The sequence below is a fragment of the Sphingomonas rhizophila genome (assembly GCF_014396585.1).
In the GTDB taxonomy this organism is placed as follows: Bacteria; Pseudomonadota; Alphaproteobacteria; order Sphingomonadales; family Sphingomonadaceae; genus Sphingomicrobium; species Sphingomicrobium rhizophilum.
Genome location: NZ_CP060717.1, coordinates 2,094,736 through 2,115,462, shown reverse-complemented (window position 1 = coordinate 2,115,462; position 20,727 = coordinate 2,094,736). Strand labels below are relative to the sequence as shown.

Genomic DNA, 20,727 nt, shown 5'->3' with positions numbered 1-20,727 from the left:
CATAGGAGGGCGGCGTATCGAGGGTCCAAGGGGAACAGGCATGAGCGAACGCGACGACTTCGCCAGCACGCTCCACGAACCCGAACTTCCCGTGTCGGTTGACGACGACGTCATGGACGATGACGATCGGCTGCGGCCGCGATTCGTCCGCGAAGTGCTCGACGCGGTTGCCGACGGTGACGACGAGGCGGCGCGGGGCCTGGTCGCCGAGCTGCACCCCGCCGACATCGCCGACCTGATCGAACTTGCGCCCGCCGACGAGCGCGCCGACCTCATCACCGCGCTGGCCGGCATCGTTGATGCCGATGTCTACGCCGAACTCAACGAGCACGTCCGCGAGGACATGATCGACGAGATGGAGCCGCAGCAGGTCGCCGACCTCGCCGCCCAGCTCGACACCGACGACGCCGTCGCGATCATCGAAGACCTCGACGCCGAGGACCAGCTCGAGGTGCTCCGGGCGATGGAGCCCGACGACCGCGCCGCGGTCGAAGAAGCGCTGACCTATCCGGAAGAAACCGCCGGCCGCCTGATGCAGCGCGATCTGATCGCGGTGCCGGAACATTGGAAGGTCGGGCAGGTCATCGATTACCTCCGCTCCGGCGACGACCTGGCCGACGATTTCTGGGAAGTGTTCGTCGTCTCGCCGAACCACCATCCGGTCGGCACCTGCAAGCTGTCGACTATCCTGCGCAGCGCACGATCGAAACCGGTCAGCGAGATCATGGCGCGCAAGCAGACGCTGATCCCGGTCGACCTCGACCAGGAAGAAGTGGCGCTCAAGTTCCAGAAATACGCGCTGATCTCCGCCGCAGTGGTCGACGGGTCGGGACGGCTGGTCGGCATGATCACCGTCGACGACATCGTGCACATCATCCAAGAAGAAGCCGGCGAAGACGTGCTGCTGCTGTCCGGCGCGGGTGACGGCGACATCAACGAGCCGATCGCCACCACCGTCCGCACCCGGCTGACCTGGCTGGTCATCAACTTGGGCACCGCGATGCTGGCGGCCAGCGTGGTCGGCCTTTTCCAGGGCGAGATCGCCAAGTTCGCGCTGCTCGCCGTGCTGATGCCGATCGTGTCGGGCATGGGCGGCAACGCCGGGACCCAGACCCTGGCGGTGGTGGTGCGGGCGTTGGCGACCAACCAGCTGACAGACTCCAACACCATGCGGATGATCGCGCGTGAACTCACGATCGCGCTTTCGAACGGGGTGGCGCTCGGCCTGCTGATCGGGATCGGCACCGCAATCCTGTTCGACAACCCGTTGCTTGGCGCGGTGATCGGCGCGGCGATGGTCATCAACAATTTGATCGCCGGCCTGGCCGGAATTCTCGTCCCCGTGACGCTCGACCGGGCGCGGATCGACCCTGCAGTGTCGTCGGCGGTCTTCGTGACCATGGCAACCGACGTCATGGGCTTTTTCAGCTTCCTTGGCCTCGCCGCGGTGACGGGGTTGGCTGGCTAGGGCAACGCCTTGATCGGGTTCGATTTTCGCTTATGTCGGCGGCCGTGCCCCATCTCCATCTCACCAAGGTCGCGGTCGGCTGCGTCAGCGTCGAGGCGCTGGAGAACCGCATCGCCCGCCGAGTGACCCAGGACGGCGAGGTGCGCGTGCCGACCCGGATGCGGCCGAAGCGGATGGCGGAGCTGGTCGGCGGCTCGCTCCACTGGATCGTCAAGCACCGGATCGTCGCCCGGCAGGAAATCCTGCGCTTCGACGACCGCAGCGATGGCCGGATCGACATCGTCTGCAGCGCGAGCTTGGTCGGTGTCCCGCCCAAGCCGAAGCGCGCACACCAGGGCTGGCGCTACCTTACCGAGGACGATGCGCCGGGTGAAGACGACGGCAGCGGCATGGGCGAGCTTCCGCCACGGCTTTACGGCAAGCTGGCGGCGCTGGCGCTGGTCTGAATTGCTATTGGCAGCCGGTGACGGTCGCCGACCCGCTCGCCTTGACCGTGCAGGCCGGACGGCCGGAGACGGTGACGGCGGCGGTACCGGCGGCGGTGACCTTTGCGCTGTTGGTGGCGGTAAAGGCGACAGTCGATGCGCCCTGGGTGGCGACGGCCGCGTCCCGGGCGGTGAGTGGTGCAAGGTCGACCGCGGCCGGCCCGAGGATGGTGGCGCTGAGGGCAGGCGCCCTGCCTGCGACAGAGACCCGCCCGCTTCCGTTCACGGCAAGCTTGAAACGATCGACGTCGGCCTGGCTGACGCGGGCCTCGGCGGCGCCGCCGACGCTGAGCTGGAACTCGAGGCCGCGGACCCTGTCGATGGCCAGGCTTCCGCTGCCGCCAATCGAGGCGGCGCGAAGGTTGGGCGTCCCCACGGCGATCAGCACCGGGCCGGGCGAATCATAGCTGCCGCGCCACGCGTTGCGATTGGCCTGGATGATCAAGGTCGGTCCTTCGACACGGATCGCGACTGCGTCCAGTGCTTGGGTCGACCCGCTTGCACGGGCGAATGGCGCACTGTTGGTCGCAACGGTCACCGCATAGGGACCTTCGACCCGGATCCGCTCGAAGCTGGTGACGCTGTAATTGCGGTTGGCCGCTTTCACCGAGAAGGGAACGGCGACAGGCGCCAGGATGGCGATGAAGAACAGGATGCGCATGATCGCACCCTCCGCCATCATGGTTACCAAATCGTTGAAGTTCGCTCGCGTCGCTCGACTATGCATCCTCGGATCAGAATGACGACAGCGCCAGAATGCCGCCGTAATTGTGGACGGCGTAGCGCGGGCCTCGCTTTGGAGGGCATGGATGTCGGCGACGGCGGCGGCGGATGCGCCCAGCAAAGCCGTGACGATGGCGAATCGGGCGAGAAACATCAGAGCCTCCAAAGTGCGCTACATTTGTAGCGTGCTACAATTGTAGCGCGATTGCAAGCGGAGAATTTTTGGCAAGAATAGGGGCGCCCCGGTGACGGGGCGCCCTCCCTCGGACGGCTATGCGACGGGCCATTACGAGCAGGTAACGTTGCCCGACCCATTCTTGGTGACGTTGCACTTTGCGCCGCCGGTGATGGCGACATCGCCCGATCCCATGATGCTGACCTTGGCGGTCCCGGTGGCGTGCGCGGCAACGTTGCCCGACCCCGCAATCGACACGTCGGCGTCGGTGGCGATCAGGCCGGGCAGGTCGACGTCGCCCGAACCGGCGATGTTGATCTTGACCCGCTGCGCCTTGCCCGCGCCTTGCACGCTGCCCGAACCGGCGATGCTGAATTCGCTGTCGCCGGTTTCCAGTTTCCCGATGGACAGGTCGCCCGATCCGGCCACTTCGCCCTTGAAGCTGGCGGCGTTCGACTGGTCGATGGCGATGCCGCCCGATCCGGCGATCGTCGCGCCCTGTAGCGCGCCGGCGCCAGTCACCTCGAACGTGACCTTGCCCTTGCGATCGCCCCAGTTCCAGCGGATGCCATTCTTCTTCTTGGGAACGATCTTCAGGACGCCGTCATCGACGACGACATCGGTCTCGTCGAGAACGGCCTGGCCGCCGTGCGCCTTGATTCCCGCTGCGCCGCCGCTCGTGACCTTGACCTCGTAGGGTCCGGCAACGGTGATCTTCTGGAACGCGCCGACCGTGTAGCTGCGATCGACCTCAGGCCCGGGATCGCGCGACTCGCCGTCCCCGAATTTGCAGGCGGCAATGGCCACGGCCAACGCGGCGACGGAAACGATGCGGGTGAATTTCATGAACGTCCTCCTGTGTATTGCATAACTAATACAGCAAGACGGGATTCGTCGCAAGCACAAGTGAAAAATCTCCGCCAATGTTTAATTTATGTTATATCCGCCGGGTCGAGTCTGCGTTGCCTTTTGGGGGACCTATGGACGAGGTCGATTACCTGGAGCGCCGCGCATCCGAAGAAGCCGCCGCGGCCGAAGCGACCGATTGCCGGGAGGCGCGGTGCATCCACCTTGCCATGGCCGACCATTACCGCCGGATGGCCAAGGAAATCGCCGGCGCGCATTCACGACTGGAATCGCTGCCGGAACATCCGAGGTAGCGCCGGTGCTTGCGCGGGTCGACGAAAGCGGCTTCATCTGGGCGCGATGGGTGGGGACAACAGGCAACGGATCCGGGCATGAGGAAGCGGGAGGAAGTGCGCTTCGACCGGTTCACGCTCGATCTGGCCGACCGCCGCCTTCGCCGCGACGGCGAGGCGGTCGAACTCAATGCCCGTTATTTTGACGCCCTTGTTCTGCTGGTCCGCGAATCCGGCGCCCTGGTCACGAAGGACCGTTTTCTCGAAGAGGTATGGCGCGGGGTGCCGGTCACCGATGAGGCGCTGACCCAAGGCATCAAGACGCTGCGCCGCACGCTTGGGGACGACGCCGCGCAGCCGCGATTCATCGAAACGGTGCCGAAACACGGTTATCGTTTCATCGCCACCATCGACCATGCGCCGCCCGCTGCCGGCGTGAGCGGGCCTGGCCTGTCGAAAGACCTGTTGCTGTCACTGGCGGGGATTGTTGGCGGCGGGCTCGCCGGGCTTGCAGGCGGCGTCGCCTATGGTTTCGCCGGCGTGGTCCAGCCCCCGCAGCCGGGCGCGGGCGCCATCTCCGTGCTGCTCGTCCTGCTCAGCCTGACGACGCTGGTTGCGATCGTCGGCGCGGCCGGGGTCAGCGTCGGCATTGCCGCCGCGTCGGCGTTGGCCGGACGAAGCGCCCTCGCGATGGCCGGCGGCGGTGCACTGGGCGGCCTGTTCGTCGGCGCGCTCGTCAAATTGCTCGGGCTGGACGCCTTCACCCTACTGTTCGGTCAGTCCCCCGGCCAGATCACCGGCGGCATGGAAGGCATGCTCGTCGGCGGGGCGGTTGGCCTCGCCGGCTGGTGGTCCCTGCGCTCGTCGGCGCGCCAGGGAATGGCCGTCGCGGCGATGGCCGGCGCGCTCGCGGGCTGGCGATTGCGCTGCTCGGCGGCCGGATGATGGCGGGCAGCCTGGACCTTCTCGCCACGCGCTTTCCCGCTTCCCGGCTTCAGGTCGGCCAACTCGGGGCCCTGTTCGGTGAAAGCGGCTTCGGCCCGATCAGTCAGATGGTGACCTGTGTCCTTGAGGGCGCTGTATTCGCCGTCGGCATTGTCGGCGCCCTGATCCTCGCCCGGCGCCAGCTTGCCGAGGCGAACTCGTGACAAAAAGGGCGCCCCGCACGGGACGCCCTCTTTGTTTCAAATAGGAAAGAATGGCTTACGCCACTTCTTCCTTGGCCTTGTTGTGGATCGCCGCGGCCTTGTTCAGGATCTCGAGGATCTTGACCAGGGCGGCCTTCTCGTCCGTCTGTTCCATCGCGCCGAGCTCGCGCGCCAGGCGCGACGACGCCGCTTCGAAAATCTGGCGCTCGGAATAGCTTTGTTCCGGCTGGTCATCGGCGCGGAACAGGTCGCGGGTCACTTCGGCGATCGACGTCAGGTCGCCCGAATTGATCTTCGCTTCATATTCCTGGGCGCGGCGCGACCACATGGTGCGCTTCACCTTGGGCTTGCCCTTCAGGGTTTCCAGCGCGTCCTTCATGGTCTTGTCGCTCGACAGCTTGCGCATGCCGACCGAATCCGCCTTCATGACGGGAACGCGGAGCGTCATCCGCTCCTTTTCGAACCGCAGCACATACAGATCCAGACGCGTACCGGCGATTTCGGTGCTTTGAAGTTCGACCACCCGGCCGACACCATGCTTGGGGTAAACAACGTAATCGCCAACATCGAAGCTCAAGGGCTTGGCAGCCATTCTTGCACCTTTCTCATCATCCACACCGGCTGGAATCGACAGACACCGTATCGCCCCCAACGGCGACCCCCCGGTCACAGTCCCAGCCCTTTGTGGATTTGATCCTGCTTTTGAAACGCCCGACGCAGAAGGCGACGGGCGATGCGCGATTATATAACAGAAAAATGTCTAGATCGCGAGTCCCAGTTGCCGGGGTGCCTCCACGTCCTCTTCGACGATCGAGTGCAGGCCGAGCCCGAGCAACCTTACTCCCTTCGGCACCGGGTGAAGCGCGGACAGCAGCGCATGGCCCGCGGACTCGAAGTCCTCGCGGGCTGAAATCGGTGCGGAAAAACTCTTCGACCGGGTGATCTGGGTGAAGTCGCCATATTTTACCTTGAGCGTCACCGTGCGCCCGCTGACCCCGGCGCGCGCGATCCGCTCCCACGCGAAGCCGGCGACACGGGTCAGTTCGCGCGACAGGTCGGCGGGATCGCTGAGGTCGCTGTCGAACGTGCGCTCGGCGCTGACGGACTTGTGGCCGCGCTCGGACTTCACCTCGCGCTCGTCGATGCCGCGCGCGACCCGCCAATACCAACGTCCGGATGATCCGAAATGCGCCTCCAACTCGGTCAGCGACCGGGCGGCGAGGTCCGCCCGGTGTTGATTCCCAACCGCTCCATCTTGGCGGCGGTGACCGGGCCGACGCCGTGAAAGCGCTTGACCGGCAAGGTGGCGACGAACTCCGCACCGCGATGGGGCGGAATGACGCACAGTCCGTCGGGCTTGTTCTGGTCGCTCGCTAGCTTGGCGATGAACTTGCAGTAGCTGACCCCGGCGGACGCGGTCAGGTTGGTCTCGGCCTTGATCCGGGCGCGGATTTGCTCGGCGATGGCCCGGGCGCTGCCCAGCTGGTGGCGGTCCTCGCTGACATCGAGATAGGCCTCGTCCAGGCTCAGCGGCTCGATCAGGTCGGTATAGTCGGCGAAGATGTCGCGGATTTGCCGGCTGACCGAGCGATAGACGTCGAAACGCGGCTTGACGAAGATGAGGTCGGGGCAGCGCCGCTTGGCAGTCACCGACGGCATCGCCGATCGGACGCCGAACTTCCGCGCCTCGTAGCTGGCCGCCGCGACCACGCCGCGATGGCCGCCGCCGACCGCCACCGGCAGCCCGCGAAGTTCCGGGTTATCGCGCTGTTCGACCGACGCGTAGAAGGCGTCCATGTCGACATGGATGATCTTGCGGACGGGCGCGTCGTTCACGACCCGTTCCTTACCTTGGCATGCGCGTCGAGTCATGCTTAAGGGCGCGCAACTTTCCTTCCCATTCTGGCGGGCGACTCTTTCATGAACATCCACGAATATCAGGCCAAGGAATTGCTGGCGAAGTTTCAGGTGCCTGTCCCGGCCGGCTTCGCGGCGATGAGCGTCGACGAGGCGGTCGAGGCGGCGAAGAAGCTTCCCGGGCCGCTGTGGGTGGTCAAGGCGCAGATTCACGCCGGTGGCCGCGGCAAGGGCAAGTTCAAGGAACTCGGCCCCGACGCCAAGGGTGGCGTCCGCCTCGCCAAGTCGATCGACGAGGTGCGCGCCCACGCCGAGGAAATGCTCGGCAAGACGCTGGTCACCATCCAGACCGGCGACGCCGGCAAGCAGGTCCAGCGCCTTTACATCACCGACGGCGTCGACATCGCCAAGGAATTCTACTTGGCGCTGCTGGTCGACCGTTCGACCGGCCGCATCGCCATCGTCGCGTCGACCGAAGGCGGCATGGACATCGAAACGGTGGCCCACGACACGCCGGAAAAGATCCATACCATCACCGTCGATCCGGCAACCGGCCTGATGCCGCACCACGGCCGCGCCGTCGCCGAGGCGCTCGGCCTGTCCGGCGACCTCGCCAAGCAGGCGGCGAATGTCACCGCGCGGCTCTACGAAGCATTCCTCGGTACCGACGCCAGCCAGATCGAGATCAACCCGCTGGCGATCACCGCCGACAACAAGCTGATGGTGCTCGACGCCAAGGTCGGCTTCGATTCGAACGCCATGTTCCGCCACAAGGACCTGGCCGAGCTTCGCGACCTGACCGAGGAGGACCCGATGGAGATCGAGGCGTCGAAGTACGACCTCGCCTACATCAAGCTCGACGGCGATATCGGCTGCATGGTCAACGGCGCCGGCCTTGCCATGGCGACGATGGACATCATCAAGCTGAACGGCGCCTTCCGGCGAACTTCCTCGACGTCGGCGGCGGCGCTTCGAAGGAGAAGGTCACCGCGGCGTTCAAGATCATTCTCAGCGACCCGGCGGTGAAGGGCATCCTCGTCAACATCTTCGGCGGCATCATGAAGTGCGACATCATTGCCGACGGCATCGTCGCGGCGGCGAAGGAAGTGAACCTGAACGTCCCCCTGGTCGTCCGCCTCGAAGGCACCAACGTCCAGCAGGGCAAGGACATCCTCGCCAATTCCGGCCTGCCGATCGTCGCCGCCAACGATTTGGGCGACGCGGCGCGCAAGATCGTCGCCGAGGTGAAAGCGGCCGCCTGACCTGCCGCTACGGCGGTGCGCCAATTTGACCGTTGGCGCGTTCGCTGGGCAAAACGTCTGAGTAGATTCGGGAGAGCATGACCATGAAGCTGCTGGTCGCGGTGAAGCGGGTGATCGATTACAACGTCAAGCCGCGCGTCAAGATGGACGGCAGCGGCGTCGACCTCGCCAATGTGAAGATGTCGATGAACCCGTTCGACGAGATCGCGGTCGAAGAGGCGATCCGCCTCAAGGAAAAGGGCGCCGCGACGGAGATCGTCGCCGTGTCGATCGGTCCGGCCAAGGCGCAGGAAACGCTGCGCACCGCGCTGGCGATGGGTGCCGACCGCGCGATCCTGGTCCAGACCGAGGAAGAGGTCGAGCCGCTGGCGGTCGCCAAGATCCTGAAGGGCATCGTCGACGAGGAGCAGCCCGGGCTGGTCATCCTTGGCAAGCAGGCGATCGACGACGATTCGAACCAGACCGGTCAGATGCTGGCGGCGCTGCTCGGCTGGCCGCAAGGCACATTCGCATCGAAGGTCGAGGTCGCCGGAAGCGACGTCACCGTCACCCGAGAAGTCGATGGCGGGCTGGAGACGGTCAAGCTGAATGGCCCCGCGATCGTCACCACCGACCTTCGCCTCAACGAGCCGCGCTATGCCTCGCTGCCCAACATCATGAAGGCCAAGTCGAAGCCGTTGGCGACCAAGTCACCCGGCGATTTCGGCGTCGATGTCGCGCCGCGGCTGGAGACTCTGAAGGTACTGGAACCGCCCAAGCGCCAGGCGGGGGTCAAAGTCGGCTCGGTCGATGAGCTGGTGGCGAAACTGAAGGCGCTGGGAGTCGCGAAATGAAGACGCTGGTTCTGGTCGAACATGAAGGCGGCGCGATCAAGGACGCGACGCTGGCCACCGTCACCGCCGCGTCGCAGCTTGGCGATGTCGACCTGCTGGTCGCTGGATCGGGAATCGGCAGTGTTGCCGACGCGGCCGCGAAGATCGCCGGCGCGGGCACCGTCCATGTCGCCGACGGCGCGCATCTCGAGCACCAGCTGGCCGAGGATGTCGCGCCGATCATCGTGGCGCTGATGGGCGACCACGACGCGTTTCTCGCGTCGGCCACCACCACCGGCAAGAATGTCGCGCCGCGCGTCGCCGCGCTGCTCGACGTCATGCAGATTTCGGACATCCTGTCGGTCGAGGGCGAGGACACGTTCACCCGCCCGATCTACGCCGGCAACGCGATCGCCACCGTCCGCTCGAAGGACGCCAAGAAGGTCATCACCGTCCGCGGTACCGCCTTCGACAAGGCGTCGCGCGAGGGCGGAAGCGGGTCGGTTAGCGAGGCCGACGCCGGCGCCTCTTCTGGCAAGTCGAGCTTCGTCGGTGCGGAGGTGTCCAAGTCGGAACGGCCCGAATTGACCAGCGCCAAGGTGATCGTCTCGGGCGGCCGCGCGCTCGGCTCGTCGGAACAGTTCCACGCCCTGATCGATCCGCTCGCCGACAAGCTCGGCGCCGGCGTCGGTGCCAGCCGCGCGGCGGTCGACGCGGGCTATGCGCCCAACGACTACCAAGTCGGGCAGACCGGCAAGATCGTCGCGCCGGAAGTCTATCTGGCGATCGGTATCTCTGGCGCGATCCAGCACCTCGCCGGCATGAAGGACAGCAAGACCATCATCGCCATCAACAAGGACGAGGAAGCGCCGATTTTCCAGGTCGCGGACGTCGGCCTGGTCGGCGACCTGTTCAAGATCGTCCCGGAACTGACCGAGAAGCTGTAACCGCGGTCGCGATGGCGCTAGAACAGGCGCCATGAGCGACAAGCGCGCGATTATCGCCGAGGCACTGCTCGATGGCGCCGATGTGCGCCAGCGGCTGATCGATGCCGGCCTGCCGCCATCCAGCGCGGACTATGAGTTGCGGCGCCTGGACAAGGATCCCTATGCGGCAGCGTTGGCGACGGCCGTACGGCGGCTGGCGAAGCGTGATTGGGCGCTGCAGATCCACGCCCGACTGGCGGGGAACACGGATGCTGTGCCGAAGGTCGACCGCATTCAGCCCGAAGCATTCTTCAGGGATTACTACGCCGCCAACCAGCCGGTGATCCTGACGGGACTTATCGAGGAATGGCCGGCCCGGTCGCGCTGGTCGCTCGACTATCTCGACGACAAGGTCGGCGACGCCACGGTCGAGCTGCAGGGACAGCGGCGGTCGGCACCGGACTATGAGCTGGCGAAGGATCGACACAAGCGCGTGGCGAAATTGCGCGAGGTGACGGCGGCCATCTGCGCCGGGCCATCGAACGATTTCTACCTCACCGCCTACAACGACACGGTGAACAAAAGGGCGCTGGCGCCGCTGTACGACGACCTCGGGCCGCTGCCGATCCTTCGGCCTGGTGGCGAGCGTGAAGGCTATATCTGGATCGGACCGCAAGGCACGCTGACGCCGTTCCACCACGACCTCACGAACAACCTGCTGGTGCAGGTCGTCGGCCGGAAGCGCGTGCAGATGGTGCCGTCGTGGGAAGTCGGCCGGATGCGCAACGCCATCCATTGCTTCAGCGAGCGGTCTCCCGCCGAATGGAATTTGGCCGATCCATCGCTTCCGCCGAAGATCGATTGCGAGATCGGCCCGAGCGACGCGCTGTTCCTGCCCGTCGGCTGGTGGCATCATGTCGAGGCCCTCGACCCGTCGATCTCGGTCAGCTTCACCAGCTTCGACGCGCCCAACGATTTCTATTCGAACTACCCGCCCGACGCGCGCTTCTGAGCGCTCAGCGGGCTGCCAGGTCTCCCGGCATCGTCGGTTCGCTGAGGATCTTCTCCATCCGCGCCCAGCGCGCCTTCTGGTCCGGACCGGCCGCTTCGACGTAGGCGCGGACCATGTCGAGGCCGAGGCCGTAATTGATGATGTAGCTGCGGTACTGGTCGGTGAAGTCTAGCGACTTCTCGGCACGCTCCTTCGACGTCAGCTGGTATTTCTGCGTCAGCGCAACCGCCTGGTCGCGGGTGATCCGGCCTTCCAGATAGTCGGCAGCGATGGTGAAACGCGCTCCGGCCAAATCCTTGGCCAGCTTCGCGACCTCAAGGTAGCGTCCCGCATCAACCGGATTCAGCCGTGCCAGCGGATACAGCTTCGCGCGTTCGTAGGTCAGCTGGTCATTGCCCGGAAAGGCCAGTTCGATTCCGTAATTGGCCGACCCTTCTGCCAGGAACGACTGCGGGGAGTAGAGCGGGTATATGCTGAACTCGACCCACTTCTGGCCCTTGGTCAGCTTCTCTTCGAGCAGCGCGTTGTAGACGTGGTGTCCCGGATATCCCTCGTGGCAACCAAGGTCGATCGCCCGGCTGATCCGCACCGGCAGGTCGGTGTTCACCTGAATCAGGCTGTGCGCATTGCCCTTGTAATAATTGTAGCCACCCCAGCTCTTGCCGGTGACGAATTCCAGCGTGAAGCTCTCGTTGGCAGGCAGCTTGATGTGTTCCAGCGTGCGACGCTTGCACTCGGCGATGGCGGCGTCGAACACCGGCTTCATCCGGTCCTTGGGGATGTCGAAACGCTGCTGGAAGCGGTCGACGCGGTCGCCCAGCGCGCCCTCGCCGGGGACGAGCTGCTCGATCCGCGCAAGGATGGGGTCATAGCTGGACAGGGGCTTGAGCTCGGGCCGGATGCCGAACAGGCCTTCGGCCTCGTCCGCGAAGCCCAGCTTTTCGCCCTGCATCATCCGCATCCGCGTGGTGGCGGCGCGAAGCTGGCCCTCAGGAAGGCCCGGCGCCGTTCCGATAGCTCGTCGAGCTTGCCGACGGCGTCGAGCTGCTTCGTCAGCCGGTCCGCCTCGGCGCGAAGTTCGGGCACGGTGCGCGGCTTGGCCTTGGCGGCGGCAGCCCACTCGGCCGGGCCGTAATAGGCGTCGACATATCCTTCCTCGCGCTCGCCAAGTTCCAGCGTCATCTTGACGAAGTCGGTGGCAATCGGGTCGAGACTTGCCTTCGGCGCAGTCGCGGCCGTCCCGCATGCGGAAAGAAGAAAAATAGCCGGAAGAAGCGCGCGCATTGTCATCAAAATTCCTTGTCGTCGCGACGATCGGATGACTGGTCGCAGCGCCGGCCGGCAAGGGCAACCGCTCTTCGACCAACAAAAATGGCCCGCCTCCGGGGGGTGGAGGCGGGCCTGCTGGGGACTGGGTAATTCTAGTCCTAGTTGTTGGCAGCAGCCGAACCGTTGCCGCTCACCGAGCCGCTGAGGCTACCGCTGGCCGACCCGTCGACCGATCCGGCAAGATTGCCGGCCTGGTTGACCGCACCGGCGGCGCGGCTGCGGGCGTTCGACGCGGTGGCGCGGGCGCGATCGGTCGCACGGCGCTTCACGTCAGTGGCACGGTCGCGAACCTGACCGACGGTCGAACGGACAGCATCAGTGCCGATCAACTGCGCGCTGCCGCCGGCATTGGCGTCACCAGATACCGAACCGGCCAGGCCGTTGGTCGCGCCGTCGACCGTGCCGGCCAGGCCGGCGTTGCCGCTGACCGAACCCGAGCGGGCGTCGACCGAATGCGAACCCGTCACGCTGCTCGTCACCGAACCGGCGACCGAGCGATCGAGGTTGCCGGTCATGCCGCCGAGCGATCCGCCGAGGCTGCCACCGATGTTGCCGCCGATCGACCCGCCGACAGCGCCGTTCACCGCACCGGTCACGCCGCCGAGCAGCTGGGCCTGAGCCGGAACCGCGCCAGCAACGGCAACGGCGATGGTCAGGGGGATAAGCTTCATCATCGAAAATCTCCTTCATTTCGGGGACCGCTTTCGCGAGACCCGCTGAAAGGAGAACGGCAGCGCTTGGCGACTTCTTCCCAAAATCCGTGAAATTATTTTGCGCCAACCAACTTGGGGGCGTCGCGCAGGTGCCGCAGACGATACCGCGGCCGACGCGGCCCTTTCCCGGGCGCGCTTCGCCGGCCAGGCGCGAATGACCCACCGCGGCAATCCGCGCGGCTGCCAGCGGGGCGGCGAAGCTGGTTCCGCGCACTCGGGCGAACCCCCGGCCGGGGACGGCGGCCGCCATGTCCGCGCCCGGCGCCGCATAATCAAGGTGAAGCGCCTTGCCGGCCTCCATCAGGGCTCGGCCCCTGGCGTCTACACCGGTCACCGCCACCACGCCGGCGTAGCTTGCCGGATAGGCGGCGGGCGCCGCGGGCCCATCGTTGCCGACCGCGGCGACGATCGGGATCCCACGTCGCTGGACGGCCCGAACTGCCGCGGCAAGGGCACGGTTGTCGGGCCCGACGATGCTCATCGTGATCGCCGACGGGCGCTTTGACACGGACCAGGCGAGTGCCTGGACGATGGCGCTGGCCGAGCCTGCCGCGGGGTTGCCACCGTAGACGTCGGCGACGAACAGGGATGCGCCGCGCGCCGCGCCACGAAACGGCCCCTGCTCGCCGACCAGAAGGGAAGCGACCGCGGTGCCGTGCCCCGTCGCGGCGGGGGCGCCGGCGAACCCCTTCTGCGACACCGACGCCCGCGCCAGCGCGGGATGGTTGGCAGCGCCGCCGTCGATCATCGCAATCCGCGTGCCACCGCTACGCGCGGCCGGCGCGACCCCTGCGAGGCCAGCAGCCATCGCGGGGGCGAGCGGTCCGCCAGCGGGCTCGAAGACATGGTCGTAATCGATCGCCATTCCCGGCGCGGCGCGGCGCAACTGGTCGAGGGCCTTGCGAACATTGCTGCGTTGGGGGATCGCCAGGGTCACGGTGCGAAGGCCAAGCTCGGGATCGGCGCGGTCAGCGGTGACCCGGAATCCGAGGCGGGCGGCAACGGCAAGGTCGGCGCCAGTCGGATCGATAGCCAGCAAGGCGCCCTTGCGGACGGGCTGTCCGCGCTCGTCTCGATCGAGTGTCCCGCGATTGGCCGAAATCAGGGCCGCCAGCCGCTGGCGGCGAAGAAGGTCGAGCGATTCGGGGGCAACGTTTCCGGCCACGCCGCCGACCGATTCCAGGGTCGAAGTGCCAGCACGACCGATGCCGCGAACATCGTTGCCGGTCGGGCCCAACACCGAAGGCAGGCCGACCATGTTGCCGATCCCGCCAACCGGTCCGCCAACCGTGTTTCCGACCGCGTTGCCCACGCCTCCAAGGACCTGGCTGACAGCCGGCGGCGCCACAACCAGGGCGGCAACGGCGAACAGGGTGCTTCGAAAGCGCGTGGACATCGACATTCCTTTTTAATTAGCAGTGTTTGGGAAGAAACGACCAGTGGGCCACGTTTCATCCGTCATGAGGGTAAATGGCATCTCGATCCGAACTCGAAGCGCAGCTCCGCGAGCACTGGCCGCGGCTGCGCCGCTTCGCCTATTCGCTGAGCCGCGACGCCGCCGATGCCGACGACCTGGTGCAGGACGTCGCGATGCGGGCGATGGCCAGTTGCGACCAGTGGCAAGTCGGATCGCGGTTCGATTCCTGGATCTTCCGGATCACCCGCAACCTGTGGATCGACACGGTCCGATCACGCGGTCGGCGGGACAAACATCATGCCCCGGCCGAAGCGGGCGAACTGGTCGGTCAGGATCCGACGCCGGGGATCGAGGCCTCCCTCGACCTGTCGACAGCGATGAAGGCGATGCAGAAATTGCCGGACGAACAGCGGGAAGTGATTGCGCTGATCCTCATCGACGGGCTCGGCTATCGCGAGGCGTCGGAGGTACTCGACCTGCCCATCGGTACTATTTCCAGCCGTCTCGCGCGCGGGCGCACCGCGCTCCTCGAATTGTTGGGTGAATGACATGACCATCGACGAAGAGACTTTTTTCGCATGGCTTGACGGGGAGCTCGAGGCTTCCGCCGCCCGACAGGTCGCCGACGCCGTCGCTGCCGATCCTGTCCTTGCGCGGCGCGCCCATGAGCATCGGGCGATGCAGGATAAGCTCCGCCTTGCCTTCAATGGCCTGCTGGATGCGCCGGTGCCCGACCGCATCGGGGAAGCGCCGGTTGATTTCGCGGCGGCAAAGGCAAAGCGTGACGAACGGCGCGAAGTGCCGGTCCGCCTGCCCCAGTGGGCGGCGATGGCGGCGACGCTGGTTCTCGGCCTCGGCATCGGTGCGATCGTCGGCCCGGGCCGCGGATCGGACTCGCCGGTCGCGGCGGTGCAGGGGCAGATGGTCGCGGCCGCCGGGCTGGAGAGGGCGCTCGACACTCAGCTGGCCTCGGCGCAGCAGGGCGGTGCCGGACCGCGCATTGGCCTCACCTTCCGCAATGGCGAAGGCGCCCTGTGCCGAAGCTTTTCCGGCGTTGCCGGGTCGAGCGGGCTGGCGTGCCGGGCGGGCGGCCAGTGGCAGGTCAAGGGGCTGTTCGGCGGCCAGGCCGGACAGGGCGGCGACTATCGCATGGCGGCGGGCGAAGATCCGCGGCTTGCCGCGCTGATCGAGGAAAGCATCGCCGGGGAACCGTTCGACGCGGCGGCGGAGCGCGCCGCCCAGGAGAACGGGTGGCGCTAGTCGTCCGGCGTGTCACCGCCGAAGATTTCGGAGGCATCCTCGATGTCCTCCGGACTGCCGGCGACCGGGCTCGCCGTTCGAAGCAGCAAGAAGCCGACCACGGCCGACATTAACGACCCGGCCAAGGTCCCGATCTTGGCGGCATCGATCTGGTCGGCCGCGCCGGGAAAGGCGAGCGCGCCGATGAACAGGCTCATGGTGAAGCCGATGCCGCACAGGACCGCCGCGCCGTAAAGCTGGGGCCAGCTAGCCCCTCGGGCTTGACCGCGAAGCCGGCGCGTACCGCCAGCCACAGCGCCCCGAACACACCCACCTGCTTGCCCAGGAACAGCCCCGCCGCAACGCCAAGGGTGATCGGGGACAGCAAGGCCGCGGCGCCATGCGGGAAGGTCACGCCGGCGCTTACCAACCCGAATAGAGGCACGATCCCGAACATTACCCACGGGTGGATGGCATGTTCGAGATGCTTCAACGGCGAGCGCTGTTCACCCGTGCCGATCGGAACCGTGATTGCGGCAACGACACCAGCGATGGTGGCATGGATTCCGCTGGCCATCACCGCCAGCCATAGAAGCCCGAACCCGACGAGGTAGGGCGCAAGCGACCGGACCCCTGCGCGCGACATGGCCATCATGGCAACCGTCAGGCCGGCGGCAACGGCCAGGGCAAGGACGTTGAGGTCGTTCGTGTAGGCGAGCGCGATAATCGCGACCGCGCCGACATCGTCCGCGATGGCGATCGTCACCAGCAACAGCTTGATCGCCGGTGGGGCCCGGTTGCCAAGCAAAGCGAGGACGCCGATCGCGAATGCAATGTCGGTTGCCGCCGGGATGGCCCAGCCGCGGGCCGCAGGAAAGTCAAAGTCGACCGCGATCAGGTAGACCAGCGCAGGAAGCGCCATTCCGCCGGCCGCCGCGAGGATCGGCAGGCGTCGCTGGGCCGGCGTGGACAGCCGTCCTTCCAGCCATTCCCGCTTCACCTCCAGCCCGACGAGCAGGAAAAAGATCGCCATCAAGCCGTCGGCAACCACCAGATGGGGGGTCAGCAAGCCGATCCTGGGCAGCTCGATCCCGAGCGGTGCCTCGAGCAAATGGTGCCAGGCATCGGCCAGCGGAGAGTTGGCGAGAACCAGCGCGATCGCGGAAGCAGCGATCAGCAGCAGTCCGGCGTTGCGCTCCTCCGCGCTCGGATCGTGGGCGGCAGACATGGGTGGCTGCTTAGGCGCACTGGTCTGGCGCCTCAATCATTAGCGGTCAGGCGCGGCGGAAGATCGCGAAGATCGTCTCGTTGCCAATGCCGTCCTGGACGGAACTGTCGAGCATGATGAGGCCGGTGGCCCGCCCCGCCCGCTCACCGGCGATGGCCGCGATGGGATCGGCAGAGCGGGCGACCTCGGCGGCGGCTTCGCCCGTGCTTTCGGCCCAGATCGTCGGGAGCCGAAGCAGGCCGAGATAGGTGCTGCACTGGGCCAGTGCGGCCGGGTGGCTGCTGACGGCCTTCAATTCCTTCCGTCCGATGCCCTCCCGGGTCCACAGGTGCAGCTCGATCGGCAATGCCTCCTGCCGTTCGATCGCGACCCGCGGATCGTCGGCCAGGTCGGCATTTTCGGCGATGGTGCCGATGGCGCTGTTACGCACCGGCAGCAGGCCGACCGCCGCCCGGCCGTCGATCACCGCCTGGCGAACCTCCGCGAAATTGTGGCAGGGCAGAGGTGTGGCGTCGGGCACGAAGCGTTCGCGAGCCTCCTCCGAAAAGGAACCAGGTCCGCCCAGGAAAGCGGCGACTTCAGCGGGGCCGGTCAAAACGCGCTCCCAGGGCCGCCATCAGGTCGAGGAAGTCGGGGAAGCTGGTCTCGATCATCTCGACCTCATCGACCTCCACCGGTGCTTCGGCGACCGCGCCGAGGACCAGGAAGCTCATCGCAATGCGGTGGTCTCCGTGCGTGTCGATGCGGCCGCCGCCGGGAATGCGGTCGCGGCCCTCGACGATCAGGCAGTCGCCGTCGACATGGGCGTCGACACCGTTGGCGCGCAGCCCCGTGACCATGCGGTCGAGCCGGTTGCTCTCCTTGACGCGCAATTCGCCGACACCTTCGAAGATGGTTCGCCCGGCGGCGCAGGCAGCGGCGATCGCCAGGATCGGGACTTCATCGACCATCGACGGGATGCGTTCGGCTGGAACCGTGACGCCGCGCAGCGGACCATGTTCGGCGATGAGGTCGCCCCGCGGCTCGCCGTTAACGGTGCGCCGGTTGGTGATGCTGATCCGCGCGCCCATCTCCACCATCGTTTCGATCCATCCGGTCCGGGTGGGATTGACCGATATACCGGCGGCGCGAACCTTCGATCCCGGGACGACGCATGCCGCAATCAGCGGGAATGCGGCCGATGACGGATCGGCGGGAACGTCGATGCTGGTGCCCGACAGACGGCGGCGATCGCCCAGCGAAAGGGTGGAGCCTTCGCGGCGGACCTCGCAGCCCATTTCGGCCAGCATGATCTCGGTATGGTCACGGCAGGACATCGGTTCTTCGACCTCGACACGATCGGAAGTGCCCAGCCCGGCAAGGAGGATCGCCGACTTGACCTGCGCCGATGGGGTGGCGAGCCGGTGCGCGGTGCCACCAAGCTGGGACGGACGAAGGGTGACTGGCAGGCTGGATGAGCCGTCGGCGTCGAGGCCCATCGACGACAGCGGGTCGAGCACCCGCCGCATCGGTCGCGATTGAAGCGAGGAGTCGCCGACCAGCGTGACTCCGACACCCTGGCCGGCGGCGGCGCCCATGAGCAGGCGCGCGGTGGTGCCGCTGTTGCCGCAGTCGATCGCTTGCGACGGGGTGCGCCAGGCGCGGCCTTCGATCGACCAGCGGTCGGCGCATTCGCGGCGCACATCAATGCCGAACTGGCGGAGCGCGGCGACGGTGCGGAGTACGTCGGCGCTTTCGAGCAGGCCCGACACGGTCGTCCGGCCTTCGGCCAGCGCGCCGAGGATGAGCGCGCGATGCGAAATCGACTTGTCGCCCGGGACGCTGATATCACCCTGAAGCGGGCCGGCATTGCGGGCCGCGAGCCGCCCGGCCGCGCGGTAGGAGCCCACCGGGGTCATCGGACGATCTCCCGCGCCATGGCATCCACCGCGCGGTACATCTGGGCCGGGTTGAGGCGCGGATCGCACATGCTGGTGAAGCGGCGTGGCCCGCTGGCGTCGGCCAGCGTGTCGACGCATTCCTCGACGTCCTGCGGGGTCACCTCGAGATGGATGCCCGCGAGGTGCGCGCCGGCGGCGCGGAGAACGCCCGCGGCGGCCGCAATCTCGGCGAGCATGTCGTCCATCAGGCGGACCTTGGCGGCATCGACGGTGCGGCCATTGCCGTGCATCGGGTCAACCAGCCATGCAACCGGATGGCCGGATGAGGCCACCGCCTCGACCAGGGGCGGCATCGCGGTAGCGGACTTGCCGGCACCCGAACGGACGACGAGCATGATGCGGCCCTCTTCGCGCTGCGGGTTCAGCGCGTCGAGCAGGGCAATCAGGTGGTCACCGTTCATCGACGGGCCGCACTTGATGCCGATCGGGTTCGCGATCCCGCGCAGATATTCGACATGCGCGCCGCCGATCTGGCGAGTGCGCTCGCCCAGCCATACCGTGTGCGCTGACCGGTTCCACCAGCGGCCCGTCGCGGGGTCATGGCGGGTCAGCGCGGTTTCGTAGGGAAGCAGCAGGGCCTCATGGCTGACATGGAGCGGAGCGGCCTGTTCGGCGACCCAGCCGGCGACCCGGCGTGATTGCTTGAGGGCAACTTCCAGCCGGCGCGGGTCCGGCTTGCGCTGGCCCCAACTGGCGGTGTGGCCATTGACGGCGTCGCCGCGATAGGCGGGGAGCAGCAGGCCGTCGATTTCCTCGACCATGGTCGACCGCGGCTTGGCGTACTGGCCGGCCATGCGGCCGATGCGGATGACCGGCTTGCCGGTCGCCTCTTGAAGGTGGTCGGCACAGCGAAGGATCAGGTTGGCCATCGCCTGCACGTCGTCCAGGCTGGCATCGATCGGTTCGGCGCAGTCGCCGGCTTGGAGGATCAGCCGCTCGCCACGCTGCGCCTCGGCGACCGACCGTTTGAGGGCGACGATCGATTCGACGTTGACCACTGGGTCGGCGGCGGACAGGCGCGCTTCGACTTCGGCCATCAGCGCCGGCGAGTGATAGGCGGGGATTTGGCAATGCGGCCGCGATTGCCAGCTTATCGGCGCCCAATTGTCCTGCGGGCTCGGCAGCTGGTCGCGCTCGACGACGATGCCCAGCGCGGCGGCCCAAGGCGACGCCGGATCGCCAAGTTCATGCTGGCCGATGAGGTCGAGGCCGTCGATGGGCGTGTCGAGTTCGCCGGTCCACGCCACCAGGGCGATGGCCTGTCCGGCGCGCGCTTCGGCGACCGCCTGGGCGCGGCTTTCCGCCCAGTGGCGGGTGATCCCGACCCCGTAGACGCGGGTCGCCAGGTCGAGCAGGGCGAGCCGCGCCTCCGGCGGCGCCCACAGCACCAGGCTGTGCGGCCGCTGGATCTGTGCACTGCTGTTGAGGATGGCGCGCCAGATGTGGCCGATGTCGAGCGAGGGAAGGATATGCCGCGACGACAGGCGCCGGAGAATGTCGGCCTCGCGTTGCGGGCGCACCGGAAGGGACGACGGGCCTTGGCGCTTCACGGCGCCGATCCGCGCGGCGACGGCGGCGCGTTCGCCGAGCAATTCGAGGATCAGGTCGTCGATGCGATCGATGTCCTGACGAAGCGCGGACAGTTCGTCGGCGTCGGTGCCGATGATGGGAATGGGGGTCTGCTTGTTCATTTTTTCTGCCTCGGCGCGCTCATCCGCGGTCGGGCAGAGCGCTATCTTAACGGGAGGAAACGGTCCATGTCCGGCACGCCTGATAGGCGTACCGGCCCGTAAAGAGGCTAAATCGACGAAGGTAGGTCGCGTTCATCGTCGTCCAAACTATGGGATTCGAACG

20 protein-coding genes and 3 pseudogenes are annotated in these 20,727 nt (G+C 66.7%); 11 read left to right on the top strand and 12 right to left on the bottom strand.

Translation table 11 applies throughout. The features are described 5' to 3' along the window. Positions 1-40 precede the first annotated feature (40 nt). Complete coding sequence (gene mgtE / locus H9L12_RS10800) at positions 41-1,468, top strand: magnesium transporter (RefSeq protein ID WP_187541736.1); 1,428 nt, start codon at positions 41-43, stop codon at positions 1,466-1,468. Between the two features lie 44 nt (positions 1,469-1,512). Beyond that, positions 1,513-1,914 carry a DUF1489 domain-containing protein gene (locus H9L12_RS10795; protein ID WP_246450379.1) on the top strand — a complete coding sequence of 134 codons (402 nt, stop codon included), beginning with the start codon at positions 1,513-1,515 and terminating at the stop codon, positions 1,912-1,914. 4 nt (positions 1,915-1,918) lie between these two features. Here H9L12_RS10795 and H9L12_RS10790 read toward each other — a convergent pair whose 3' ends face one another. After that, the gene (locus tag H9L12_RS10790; RefSeq protein WP_187541734.1) at positions 1,919-2,635 is read right to left on the bottom strand and encodes a GIN domain-containing protein; all 717 of its coding nucleotides are present in this window, start codon (positions 2,633-2,635) and stop codon (positions 1,919-1,921) included. 327 nt (positions 2,636-2,962) lie between these two features. Next, entirely contained in the window at positions 2,963-3,697 is a 735-nt protein-coding gene (locus H9L12_RS10785) for a head GIN domain-containing protein (RefSeq protein ID WP_187541733.1), read from the bottom strand. Positions 3,698-3,831: 134 nt separating this feature from the next. Here H9L12_RS10785 and H9L12_RS10780 point away from each other — a divergent pair, with 134 nt between their 5' ends. The 3 genes from H9L12_RS10780 (at position 3,832) to H9L12_RS13715 (ending at position 5,138) form a co-directional block, all read left to right on the top strand. Next, entirely contained in the window at positions 3,832-4,011 is a 180-nt protein-coding gene (locus H9L12_RS10780; protein WP_187541732.1) for a hypothetical protein, read from the top strand. Between the two features lie 78 nt (positions 4,012-4,089). After that, entirely contained in the window at positions 4,090-4,935 is an 846-nt protein-coding gene (locus H9L12_RS10775) for a winged helix-turn-helix domain-containing protein (RefSeq protein WP_246450377.1), read from the top strand. Further along, entirely contained in the window at positions 4,935-5,138 is a 204-nt protein-coding gene (locus H9L12_RS13715; protein WP_246450375.1) for a hypothetical protein, read from the top strand. Before H9L12_RS10775 ends, H9L12_RS13715 begins: the two co-directional genes overlap by 1 nt. A 55-nt stretch (positions 5,139-5,193) precedes the next feature. Here the strand turns inward: H9L12_RS13715 and H9L12_RS10770 are convergent, their stop codons facing one another. Together H9L12_RS10770 and dinB are read right to left on the bottom strand one after the other, a co-directional pair. Further along, positions 5,194-5,730, bottom strand: a complete 537-nt coding sequence (locus tag H9L12_RS10770; protein ID WP_187541731.1) for a CarD family transcriptional regulator — start codon at positions 5,728-5,730, stop codon at positions 5,194-5,196. A 168-nt stretch (positions 5,731-5,898) separates the two neighbouring features. Further along, positions 5,899-7,010: pseudogene (gene dinB, locus H9L12_RS10765) on the bottom strand (DNA polymerase IV). A 48-nt stretch (positions 7,011-7,058) separates the two neighbouring features. Between dinB and sucC the strand changes: the two are divergent. The 4 genes and pseudogenes from sucC (at position 7,059) to H9L12_RS10745 (ending at position 11,007) form a co-directional block, all read left to right on the top strand. After that, positions 7,059-8,257 (top strand): annotated as a pseudogene (gene sucC / locus H9L12_RS10760) (ADP-forming succinate--CoA ligase subunit beta). 83 nt (positions 8,258-8,340) lie between these two features. Beyond that, entirely contained in the window at positions 8,341-9,090 is a 750-nt protein-coding gene (locus H9L12_RS10755; protein ID WP_187543265.1) for an electron transfer flavoprotein subunit beta/FixA family protein, read from the top strand. After that, positions 9,087-10,016 carry an electron transfer flavoprotein subunit alpha/FixB family protein gene (locus H9L12_RS10750; protein ID WP_187541730.1) on the top strand — a complete coding sequence of 310 codons (930 nt, stop codon included), beginning with the start codon at positions 9,087-9,089 and terminating at the stop codon, positions 10,014-10,016. Before H9L12_RS10755 ends, H9L12_RS10750 begins: the two co-directional genes overlap by 4 nt. Before the next feature lie 31 nt (positions 10,017-10,047). Further along, positions 10,048-11,007, top strand: a complete 960-nt coding sequence (locus H9L12_RS10745) for a cupin-like domain-containing protein (protein ID WP_187541729.1) — start codon at positions 10,048-10,050, stop codon at positions 11,005-11,007. Positions 11,008-11,011: 4 nt separating this feature from the next. On the opposite strand, the gene H9L12_RS10740 is transcribed toward H9L12_RS10745, so the two are convergent. The 4 genes from H9L12_RS10740 to H9L12_RS10730 form a co-directional block, all read right to left on the bottom strand. Continuing rightward, positions 11,012-11,962: a hypothetical protein gene (locus tag H9L12_RS10740; protein WP_246450373.1), complete on the bottom strand. Its 951-nt coding sequence runs from the start codon at positions 11,960-11,962 to the stop codon at positions 11,012-11,014. Further along, on the bottom strand, positions 11,959-12,291 hold the full coding sequence (locus tag H9L12_RS13710; protein WP_246450371.1) for a hypothetical protein: 333 nt from the start codon (positions 12,289-12,291) through the stop codon (positions 11,959-11,961). The genes H9L12_RS10740 and H9L12_RS13710 overlap by 4 nt, the downstream gene beginning before the upstream one ends. A gap of 143 nt (positions 12,292-12,434) precedes the next feature. Beyond that, on the bottom strand, positions 12,435-12,803 hold the full coding sequence (locus H9L12_RS13705) for a hypothetical protein (protein WP_246450369.1): 369 nt from the start codon (positions 12,801-12,803) through the stop codon (positions 12,435-12,437). Continuing rightward, entirely contained in the window at positions 12,691-14,445 is a 1,755-nt protein-coding gene (locus H9L12_RS10730; RefSeq protein WP_246450368.1) for a S8 family serine peptidase, read from the bottom strand. The genes H9L12_RS13705 and H9L12_RS10730 overlap by 113 nt, the downstream gene beginning before the upstream one ends. Before the next feature lie 74 nt (positions 14,446-14,519). Here H9L12_RS10730 and H9L12_RS10725 point away from each other — a divergent pair, with 74 nt between their 5' ends. Continuing rightward, positions 14,520-15,014 (top strand): RNA polymerase sigma factor, encoded by a 495-nt coding sequence (locus H9L12_RS10725; RefSeq protein WP_187541727.1) that lies wholly within the window; start codon positions 14,520-14,522, stop codon positions 15,012-15,014. Position 15,015: 1 nt separating this feature from the next. Further along, complete coding sequence (locus H9L12_RS10720; protein WP_187541726.1) at positions 15,016-15,726, top strand: anti-sigma factor family protein; 711 nt, start codon at positions 15,016-15,018, stop codon at positions 15,724-15,726. On the opposite strand, the pseudogene nhaA reads toward H9L12_RS10720, so the two are convergent. The 4 genes and pseudogenes from nhaA to H9L12_RS10700 form a co-directional block, all read right to left on the bottom strand. Further along, positions 15,723-16,933 (bottom strand): annotated as a pseudogene (nhaA, locus tag H9L12_RS10715) (Na+/H+ antiporter NhaA). The gene H9L12_RS10720 and the pseudogene nhaA overlap by 4 nt on opposite strands. Positions 16,934-16,979: 46 nt before the next feature. After that, positions 16,980-17,528: a prephenate dehydratase gene (locus H9L12_RS10710; RefSeq protein ID WP_187541725.1), complete on the bottom strand. Its 549-nt coding sequence runs from the start codon at positions 17,526-17,528 to the stop codon at positions 16,980-16,982. After that, on the bottom strand, positions 17,512-18,831 hold the full coding sequence (aroA, locus tag H9L12_RS10705) for a 3-phosphoshikimate 1-carboxyvinyltransferase (RefSeq protein ID WP_187541724.1): 1,320 nt from the start codon (positions 18,829-18,831) through the stop codon (positions 17,512-17,514). The genes H9L12_RS10710 and aroA overlap by 17 nt, the downstream gene beginning before the upstream one ends. Continuing rightward, a complete protein-coding gene (locus tag H9L12_RS10700; protein ID WP_187541723.1) occupies positions 18,828-20,564 on the bottom strand; it encodes a 3-deoxy-7-phosphoheptulonate synthase in 1,737 nt (578 codons plus the stop codon). The genes aroA and H9L12_RS10700 overlap by 4 nt, the downstream gene beginning before the upstream one ends. Between the last annotated feature and the right edge of the window lie 163 nt (positions 20,565-20,727).

Bases quoted from the DNA above. Each gene is read 5' to 3' on its own strand.
- mgtE (WP_187541736.1), top strand. From the start codon at position 41: ATGAGCGAACGCGACGACTTCGCCAGCACGCTCCACGAACCCGAACTT.
- H9L12_RS10790 (WP_187541734.1), bottom strand. From the start codon at position 2,635: ATGATGGCGGAGGGTGCGATCATGCGCATCCTGTTCTTCATCGCCATC.
- H9L12_RS10785 (WP_187541733.1), bottom strand. From the start codon at position 3,697: ATGAAATTCACCCGCATCGTTTCCGTCGCCGCGTTGGCCGTGGCCATT.
- H9L12_RS10780 (WP_187541732.1), top strand. From the start codon at position 3,832: ATGGACGAGGTCGATTACCTGGAGCGCCGCGCATCCGAAGAAGCCGCC.
- H9L12_RS10775 (WP_246450377.1), top strand. From the start codon at position 4,090: ATGAGGAAGCGGGAGGAAGTGCGCTTCGACCGGTTCACGCTCGATCTG.
- H9L12_RS13715 (WP_246450375.1), top strand. From the start codon at position 4,935: ATGGCGGGCAGCCTGGACCTTCTCGCCACGCGCTTTCCCGCTTCCCGG.
- H9L12_RS10770 (WP_187541731.1), bottom strand. From the start codon at position 5,730: ATGGCTGCCAAGCCCTTGAGCTTCGATGTTGGCGATTACGTTGTTTAC.
- H9L12_RS10755 (WP_187543265.1), top strand. From the start codon at position 8,341: ATGAAGCTGCTGGTCGCGGTGAAGCGGGTGATCGATTACAACGTCAAG.
- H9L12_RS10750 (WP_187541730.1), top strand. From the start codon at position 9,087: ATGAAGACGCTGGTTCTGGTCGAACATGAAGGCGGCGCGATCAAGGAC.
- H9L12_RS10745 (WP_187541729.1), top strand. From the start codon at position 10,048: ATGAGCGACAAGCGCGCGATTATCGCCGAGGCACTGCTCGATGGCGCC.
- H9L12_RS10740 (WP_246450373.1), bottom strand. From the start codon at position 11,962: ATGATGCAGGGCGAAAAGCTGGGCTTCGCGGACGAGGCCGAAGGCCTG.
- H9L12_RS13710 (WP_246450371.1), bottom strand. From the start codon at position 12,291: ATGCGCGCGCTTCTTCCGGCTATTTTTCTTCTTTCCGCATGCGGGACG.
- H9L12_RS10730 (WP_246450368.1), bottom strand. From the start codon at position 14,445: ATGTCCACGCGCTTTCGAAGCACCCTGTTCGCCGTTGCCGCCCTGGTT.
- H9L12_RS10725 (WP_187541727.1), top strand. From the start codon at position 14,520: ATGGCATCTCGATCCGAACTCGAAGCGCAGCTCCGCGAGCACTGGCCG.
- H9L12_RS10720 (WP_187541726.1), top strand. From the start codon at position 15,016: ATGACCATCGACGAAGAGACTTTTTTCGCATGGCTTGACGGGGAGCTC.
- aroA (WP_187541724.1), bottom strand. From the start codon at position 18,831: ATGACCCCGGTGGGCTCCTACCGCGCGGCCGGGCGGCTCGCGGCCCGC.
- H9L12_RS10700 (WP_187541723.1), bottom strand. From the start codon at position 20,564: ATGAACAAGCAGACCCCCATTCCCATCATCGGCACCGACGCCGACGAA.